Origin of the sequence: Pseudomonas sp. GXM4 (assembly GCF_008923895.1) — a bacterium.
Lineage (GTDB): Bacteria > Pseudomonadota > Gammaproteobacteria > Pseudomonadales > Pseudomonadaceae > Aquipseudomonas > Aquipseudomonas atacamensis.
Genome location: NZ_WBRZ01000264.1, coordinates 1 through 7,560, shown reverse-complemented (window position 1 = coordinate 7,560; position 7,560 = coordinate 1). Strand labels below are relative to the sequence as shown.

The window sequence follows — 7,560 nt, the reverse complement described above, 5'->3', positions numbered from 1 at the left end:
ATCAGAAAAATCGATGTCTGCTGACACGACGCCATCGCTGGCAAGCCAGCTCCCACAGGTATAGAGGTGATCCAAAAATATTTTTCCGGCACTGCATCCAATCGCCTCCGCCACGGGTAGTCCCTGTAACAGCCCACTCTGGTGCTGTCAGCGCCCTACCCTTTTCGGAGAATCATCGGATGAACATCACCCAGCTGATTGGCTTCACCGGTTTGCTCGCCTTCACCGCGACCACCTTCGCCCAGAGCAGTTATCCCGACGCGATCAAGGTGCCGGACGGGCACAAGATTGCCCTGGAGACCACCGGGGTTGGCGAGATCACCTACGAATGCCGCGACAAACCCAATATGGCCGGGCAGACCGAGTGGACCTTTGTCGGCCCGAAAGCGGTGCTCAATGATCGCAGCGGCAAACAGGTCGGCACCTATTTCGGCCCGCCAGCGACGTGGCAAGCCAAGGACGGTTCGAAAGTCACCGGCACACAACTGGCCGTGGCACCGTCGAGCCCGGGCAACCTGCCCTATCAACTGGTCAAGGCCAATCCGGCTGAGGGCAAAGGCGCGATGAGCGGGGTCAGCTATATCCAGCGTGTCGCGCTCAAGGGCGGCGTCGCGCCGGGCAGTGAGTGCACCATGGCGAACAAGGGCAAGCAGGAAGTGGTGAAGTATCAGGCGGATTATATTTTCTGGGCGGCGAACTGATATTCGGAAGCAGTGCACAATCCTGTGGGAGCGAGCCTGCTCGCGAAGACGGAGTGTCAGTCGCCTTATTACTTTCTGACCCACCGCATTCGCGAGCAAGCTCGCTCCCACAGGGAACCATGCCTCTGGATGTTTGGGAAATGTGAGCTAGATTGCACCCCATGCCTTTACCCGAATCCGTTTTCGATTACGAAGCCCGCCTCGCCGCCTGTGCCCGGGGCGAGCGCGCGGCTTTGCGCGATTTGTATGTGCAGGAAGGCCCGCGCCTGCTCGGCGTGGCCAAGCGGCTGGTGCGCGATACGGCGCTGGCGGAGGACATTGTGCATGAGGCATTTATCAAGATCTGGAACGGCGCCGCCGGGTTCGATCCGGCGCGGGGTTCGGCGCGGGGCTGGATGTTCAGCGTGACCCGGCATCTGGCCTTGAATCAGCTGCGCAAGCAAAGTCGGGAAACGCCGTTCAGCGAAGAACATGAGGCAGCGGCGCCTGATGAGGCGGTCGATGTTCACTCGGCGCGCATTCATCGCTGCCTCGAACAACTGGAACCGCAGCGCCGCAGCTGCATCCTCCACGCCTACGTCGACGGTTACAGCCACGCGCAGATTTCCGCACGCCTCGACACGCCGCTGGGCACGGTCAAAGCGTGGATCAAGCGCAGCCTCAATGCTTTGCGGGAGTGCATGGGATGACCGGCGAATCAGCGCAGGAACGGGATGAACTGGCCGGCGAATACGTGCTTGGCACCTTGTCGTTCGAGCAGCGCATCGAGGTGCAACGGCGCCTGCCGAACGATCCCGAACTGCGTGCAGCGGTGGATGCCTGGGAGCGGCGCCTGCTGGAGCTGACCGACCTGGCCGAACCTCAGCAACCCTCGGCGCAATTATGGCCACGTATCGAGCGCAGTCTCGAACGGCTGACGGTGAAGAAACCACTGACTTCGTGGTGGAATCTGCTGCCGCTGTGGCGCGGCTTGAGCGCGGCCGGGCTGGCGGCGACATTGATCCTCGGCACGATGCTGCTGACGCAGACTGCGCCGAAACCGAGTTATCTGGTGGTGCTGGTGGCGCCGCAGGACAAAGCGCCGGGCTGGGTGATTCAGGCGAGCAATGCGCGGGAGATCCAGTTGATCCCGTTAGGAGTGGTCGAGGTGCCGGCGGACAAGGCGCTGGAGTTCTGGACCAAGGCTGACGGCTGGTCGGGGCCGGTGTCGTTGGGCTTGGTCAAACCCGGGCAGGCGTTGTCGGTGCCGCTGGACAAACTGCCGCCGTTGCAACCGAACCAGCTGTTTGAGCTGACGCTGGAAGGCGCCAACGGCTCACCGATCGGCAAACCGACCGGGCCGATTCAGGCGATCGGGCGTGCGGTGAAGGTGCTCTGAGGCTCTGCTACGCGGTTGTCCGCAACCATCATCGACGTCGATGTTCACCATCACGGCAATGAAGTTCTCATAAAAAATTCCGGGCGTAACATCAGCTCCATACCAACCAACAACACCCCGGAGCACACCATCATGAAACGCCAGACTCTTCTCAGCATCGCTTTCTCGGTTTTCGCAGTTAACGCTTTCGCCGCCACCCCGGCGCACACCATGATCGCCGAAGGCGGTTCGGACAAGCTGATCGAAAGCCGTCTGGCTGAAGGCGGTTCGGATCGCCTGATCGAACGCCGCGTTGCCGAAGGTGGTTCCGATCGTCTGATCGAGCGCCGCGTTGCCGAAGGTGGTTCGGATCGTCTGATCGAACGCCGCGTTGCCGAAGGTGGTTCGGATCGTCTGATCGAACGCCGCGTTGCTGAAGGTGGCTCGGATCGTCTGATCGAACGCCGCGTTGCCGAAGGCGGTTCGGATCGTCTGATCGAACGCCGCGTTGCTGAAGGTGGTTCGGATCGTCTGATCGAACGCCGTGTTGCTGAAGGTGGTTCGGATCGTCTGATCGAACGCCGTGTTGCCTGATGCATGACTGCAAGCGCAACACCGCAGAGAAACCCGGCTCCCGCAGCCGGGTTTTTTATGTCTGCGTGTTTTATCCGGCCTTGGCCATGCAGCGCTTGTAACGCTCGTCCACGCGCTTGGCGAACCAGGCTGTGGTGAGTTTGCGGGTGATCTTCGGACTCTGCAGCACAATCCCCGGCAATACCGCGCGCGGTAACGCCTTGCCTTCGGCCCGCTCCGCCAGTTCGAACACGCGCTGATAGAGTTTGCTCTCTTCGAATTCCAGGGTTTTGCCCTTCTCCAGTTGATCGCGAATCGTCGGGTTGCGCATGCCCAGCGACTTGCCGAGGGTGCGCACCGCCAGTTCGGTACTGCCGGGCATGATCGAGTCGTAGCGAATCAAGTCGCCGTCCAGGGTCAGGGGGATGCCGGACGCGCGGCTGACCGCATTCTGAAACGCGGCATTGCGACTGGCGTACCAGCCGGCGTTGAAATCGGCGAAGCGATACAGCGGCTCGCGGTAATTCCCCGGATAGCCGAGCAAATGGGCGATGCCGAAATACATGCCGCCGCGCCGGCTGAACACTTCACGGCGGATCGTGCCGTCCACCGGGTACGGGTAATCCTTGGCGTGCTCCTCGGCAAATTCGATGCTGACCTGCATCGGCCCGCCGGTGTGCACCGGGTTGAAGCCGCCGAACAGCGTGCGGCCCATCGGCACCATGCCGATGAAGTCGTCGAAAATCGCGCTCAGCTCTTTCTCACTGCGCGCCGCATTCAGGCGTTCACTGTAGCTCTTGCCGTTGGGCGAGCGCACTTGCAGAGCGCCGCTGACCAGCAGGCTGGGGATGTGCACCTTGGCGGCGCGGCGGTCGATTTCGTCGCGGGCGATCTTGCCCAGGCCGGGCACCGTCGGGTCGGCCTGGAACGTCGATTCCTGCTCGGCCACGGCCAGTACCGAACACAGATTCTGCGTGGTGGTGTTGATGCCCTGTGCGGCGAACGCGGCGTAGATGTCCGTGGCCCAGCCCTGACGGTCGGCAGTTTTCGCCGGCAACAGCCGAACAATTTCAGCCTTCACTTCGGCCGGCGGACGCGGCGCCGGTTCGTTGCTGCGCTGGCTGGCGCAACCGGCGAGCAGCAGCACGGCGCCGAGAGTAATGAGTAATCGCATGTTGCTCCATCCAATCAAATTAGCCACAACACCATACACAACCCCCGTAGGAGCTGCCGCAGGCTGCGATCTTTTGATCTTGCTTTTTGCAGATCAGATCAAGATCAAGATCAAGATCAAGATCAAAAGATCTCAGCCTTCGGCAGCTCCTACACGCTGATGACAAACTGATTGCAAAACGTTACTGCGAAACCCTATCATTCGCGCCTGGAGTCGCATTAGCGCAAGGAGTTCCGCGCCGCCCTTATTTTTTCATTGGCCGTTCGCCTCCAGGTATCCGACATGCCCGCTTCAGCTCGACTCGGCGCTCCATTTCGCCCGACTTTGCTTGCCCTGCTGTGCTCCCTGACCGTCACCGCTCACGCTGCTGAACAAAACAGCAAAGCGCTGGTGCTCGACGACGTCAACGTCAATGCCCAGGCGCCTGCGCCCAACGCCCTGCCCCCGGTCTACGCTGGCGGTCAGGTTGCGCGCGGCGGCCAGTTGGGCGTGCTCGGCAATCAGGACATGATGGATGTGCCGTTCAGCGCAGCGTCCTACACCGAGCAATTGATCCAGGATCAGCAGGCGGAAAACGTCGCCGACGTGCTGCTCAACGATTCTTCCGTGCGCCAGGCCTCGGGCTTCTCCAATCAGGCGCAGGTCTTCATGATTCGCGGCCTGCCGCTCAATGGTGATGATATTTCCTATAACGGCCTGTACGGCGTATTGCCCCGGCAGATCATTTCCACCGATGCGCTGGAGCGCGTGGAAGTGTTCAAAGGCCCCAACGCTTTCATCAACGGCGTAACGCCGACCGGTTCCGGCATCGGCGGCGGCGTCAACCTGCAACCCAAGCGTGCCGGCGACGTGCCGCTGCGTCGTTACACCACCGACATCAACAGCGAAGGCCGCATCGGTCATCACTTCGATATCGGCCAGCGTTTCGGTGAAGACAACCGCTTCGGCGCGCGGGTCAACCTGTCGCAGCGCGAAGGCGACACCGGCATCGATCACGAGAACCAGCGCTCGAAACTGTTCGCCATCGGCCTGGATTATCGCGGCGATGCGCTGCGGGTGTCCGGCGACTTTGCCTATCAGAAGGAACGCGTCAACGGCGGCCGCAGCTCGGTCAACCTCGGTACCGCCACGCACATCCCGGACGCGCCATCGGCGGACACCAACTACGCGCCGAAGTGGGGTTACACCGACATCGAAGACACCTTCGGCATGCTCCGCGCCGAGTACGACCTCAACGACAACTGGACCGCTTACGCCGCCGGTGGCGCCAAGCACACCCGTGAAGTTGGCCGGTACAACTCGACCACGCTGGTCGGCAACAGCGGCGCCTCGTTCACCACCGGCTCGTTCGTCCCGCATGATGAGGACAACACCAGCGTCATGGCCGGCCTCAACGGCAAATTCAACACCGGCCCGGTCAGCCACAAGCTGAATTTCGGCCTGACCGGGATCTGGGCCGAGCAGCGCAGTGCTTATGACTTTGATAGAAGACAAACCGCAAACAATATTTATCACCCAATTCAAGCCCCGGCACCAATAACCGGGACTGTCGGCGGGGACCTTGATGATCCGGGCATTGTCGGCAAGACATTCAACCGCAGCGTCGCAATATCTGACACCTTCGGTTTCTTCGATGATCGCCTATTAGTCACCGCTGGTCTGCGTCGCCAACAATTGATTGTGCAAGGCTATAACTACGCCAGTTATGGCAGCGGCAGCCGCAAGTCGAGCTACGACGAGTCGATCACCACGCCGGTATACGGCATCGTATTCAAGCCGTGGGAGCACGTGTCGTTCTACGCTAACCATATTGAGGGCTTGGCCCAAGGGCCGACATCTCCGACCAACTCAGGCTCTCGTGAAGTGATAAACGGCAACGAAGTCTACGCACCCGCGCGCTCTAAGCAGACCGAGCTCGGTGTAAAGGTCGACATGGGCACTTACGGAGCGAGCCTGGGGTTTTATCGCATCGAGCAGCCGAGCGACGGCTATTCAGAAATCATCGATGCTGATACTGCTCGTTACGTCCGCGAAGGCGAGCAGATCAACAAAGGCGTGGAGATGAACGTGTTCGGCGAGCCGATCGACGGCCTGCGCCTGATCAGCGGCCTGACGCTGATGGACACTGAACTGAAAAACACCCTCAACGGCGCCAACGACGGCAACCGCGCCATCGGCGTGCCGACGTTCCAGTTCAACGCTGGCGTGGATTGGGACGTGCCGGGCCTGCAAGGCGTTGCGCTGAATGCGCGGATGCTGCGCACCGGCGGGCAATACGCCGACGCGGCGAACAACCTCAGCCTGCCAACCTGGAACCGCTTCGATGCCGGCGCGCGCTATGCGTTCAAGGTGTCGGAGAAGGACGTGACCGTGCGGTTCGGCGTCGAGAACGTGGCGAACAAGAAGTACTGGGAATCGGCTCAGGGCGGCTACCTGACCCAGGGCGAACCGCGAGTGGCGAAGTTGTCGGGGACGATCGACTTCTAAGCGTCATCGCGTCATAAAAAAGGCCCCGCAGCTTCACGGTTGCGGGGCCTTTCTGGTTTTTGTGGTGCTTGATCCGGCCTCTTCGCGAGCAGGCTCGCTCCCACAGGGGTACGAGGTGCGGCTTAGATCCCGGCGAGTGCCAGATCCATCGCAAAGTAGGTGAAGATCAGATCCGCCCCTGCACGCTTGATCGCGCCAAGGCTTTCGCGGACCACGCGATCCTCATCGATCGCGCCGGCCTGGGCGCCGAACTTGATCATCGCGTACTCGCCGCTGACCTGATACGCCGCCAGAGGCAGGTTCGAGGCCTGGCGGATGTCGCGGATGATGTCGAGGTAAGCGCCGGCCGGTTTGACCATCAGCGCATCGGCGCCTTCCTGTTCATCGAGCAGCGATTCGCGCAGGGCTTCGCGGCGGTTCATCGGGTTCATCTGATAGCTTTTGCGATCGCCCTTGAGCGCACTGCCGCCAGCCTCGCGGAACGGGCCGTACAGTGCCGAAGCGAATTTGGTCGAGTAGGCCATGATCGGAATCTGCGTGAAGCCGGCGGCGTCGAGCGCCTGGCGAATCGCGCGCACCTGGCCGTCCATCGCCGCCGAGGGCGCAATCACGTCAGCACCGGCGCGGGCGGCCGCTACGGCTTGTTTGCCGAGGTTGATCAGGGTCTGGTCGTTGTCGACTTCGTGGTTGTGCATCACGCCGCAATGGCCGTGATCGGTGTACTCGCAGAAGCAGGTGTCGGACATCACGATCATTTCCGGCACGGCGTCCTTGGCGATGCGCGACATGCGCGACACCAGACCGTCTTCGCGCCAGGTGTCGCTGCCGTTGGCATCGAGATGATGGGACACGCCAAAGGTCATCACCGACTTGATGCCGGCACGGGCATAGCGCTCGATTTCGCCGGCCAGTTTGCGCTCGGGAATGCGCTGCACGCCGGGCATGCTGGTGATCGGCACGAAGTCGTCGATGTCTTCCTCGACGAAGATTGGCAGCACCAGATCGTTCAGGCTGAACTCGGTTTCCTGGAACAGACTGCGCAGGCTCGCATTGCGGCGCAGACGGCGGGGACGTGCTTCGGGGAACTGACTGGACATGGGGCCTTTCCTGAAAACAGCGGATGAGACGAAAGTCGTAGGGGGCGAAGCTTATGCCTTGCGGCGGGTGCGGGACAAACCTGGATCAATCAAGAGAGCGTTACCGGGCTTGTAATAATCTTGCATGTACATTTCAAATTCCTGTGGGAGCTGGCTTGCCAGCGATGGCGG

The 7,560-nt window shown here is 61.3% G+C and carries 7 protein-coding genes; 5 read left to right on the top strand and 2 right to left on the bottom strand.

Annotated elements, in window-relative coordinates; translation table 11 throughout:
• The first annotated feature begins 179 nt into the window (after positions 1 to 179).
• From F8N49_RS23145 to F8N49_RS23130, 4 genes are all read left to right on the top strand, one after another.
• The gene (locus tag F8N49_RS23145) at positions 180 to 701 is read left to right on the top strand and encodes a DUF3455 domain-containing protein (protein ID WP_071172974.1); all 522 of its coding nucleotides are present in this window, start codon (positions 180 to 182) and stop codon (positions 699 to 701) included.
• A 161-nt stretch (positions 702 to 862) separates the two neighbouring features.
• Positions 863 to 1,390: a sigma-70 family RNA polymerase sigma factor gene (locus tag F8N49_RS23140; RefSeq protein WP_071172975.1), complete on the top strand. Its 528-nt coding sequence runs from the start codon at positions 863 to 865 to the stop codon at positions 1,388 to 1,390.
• Positions 1,387 to 2,079, top strand: a complete 693-nt coding sequence (locus F8N49_RS23135) for an anti-sigma factor domain-containing protein (protein WP_016775384.1) — start codon at positions 1,387 to 1,389, stop codon at positions 2,077 to 2,079. The genes F8N49_RS23140 and F8N49_RS23135 overlap by 4 nt, the downstream gene beginning before the upstream one ends.
• A gap of 132 nt (positions 2,080 to 2,211) precedes the next feature.
• The gene (locus F8N49_RS23130; protein WP_071172976.1) at positions 2,212 to 2,652 is read left to right on the top strand and encodes a phage infection protein; all 441 of its coding nucleotides are present in this window, start codon (positions 2,212 to 2,214) and stop codon (positions 2,650 to 2,652) included.
• 70 nt (positions 2,653 to 2,722) lie between these two features.
• On the opposite strand, the gene F8N49_RS23125 is transcribed toward F8N49_RS23130, so the two are convergent.
• Positions 2,723 to 3,805, bottom strand: coding sequence for a DUF1615 domain-containing protein (locus tag F8N49_RS23125; protein WP_071172977.1), 1,083 nt, complete (start codon positions 3,803 to 3,805; stop codon positions 2,723 to 2,725).
• 282 nt (positions 3,806 to 4,087) lie between these two features.
• Between F8N49_RS23125 and F8N49_RS23120 the strand changes: the two genes are divergently transcribed.
• Entirely contained in the window at positions 4,088 to 6,292 is a 2,205-nt protein-coding gene (locus F8N49_RS23120) for a TonB-dependent siderophore receptor (RefSeq protein ID WP_071172978.1), read from the top strand.
• Between the two features lie 122 nt (positions 6,293 to 6,414).
• Here F8N49_RS23120 and hemB read toward each other — a convergent pair whose 3' ends face one another.
• Positions 6,415 to 7,389, bottom strand: a complete 975-nt coding sequence (gene hemB / locus F8N49_RS23115; RefSeq protein ID WP_071172979.1) for a porphobilinogen synthase — start codon at positions 7,387 to 7,389, stop codon at positions 6,415 to 6,417.
• Positions 7,390 to 7,560 lie beyond the last annotated feature (171 nt).

Bases quoted from the DNA above. Each gene is read 5' to 3' on its own strand.
- F8N49_RS23145 (WP_071172974.1), top strand. From the start codon at position 180: ATGAACATCACCCAGCTGATTGGCTTCACCGGTTTGCTCGCCTTCACC.
- F8N49_RS23140 (WP_071172975.1), top strand. From the start codon at position 863: ATGCCTTTACCCGAATCCGTTTTCGATTACGAAGCCCGCCTCGCCGCC.
- F8N49_RS23135 (WP_016775384.1), top strand. From the start codon at position 1,387: ATGACCGGCGAATCAGCGCAGGAACGGGATGAACTGGCCGGCGAATAC.
- F8N49_RS23130 (WP_071172976.1), top strand. From the start codon at position 2,212: ATGAAACGCCAGACTCTTCTCAGCATCGCTTTCTCGGTTTTCGCAGTT.
- F8N49_RS23125 (WP_071172977.1), bottom strand. From the start codon at position 3,805: ATGCGATTACTCATTACTCTCGGCGCCGTGCTGCTGCTCGCCGGTTGC.
- F8N49_RS23120 (WP_071172978.1), top strand. From the start codon at position 4,088: ATGCCCGCTTCAGCTCGACTCGGCGCTCCATTTCGCCCGACTTTGCTT.
- hemB (WP_071172979.1), bottom strand. From the start codon at position 7,389: ATGTCCAGTCAGTTCCCCGAAGCACGTCCCCGCCGTCTGCGCCGCAAT.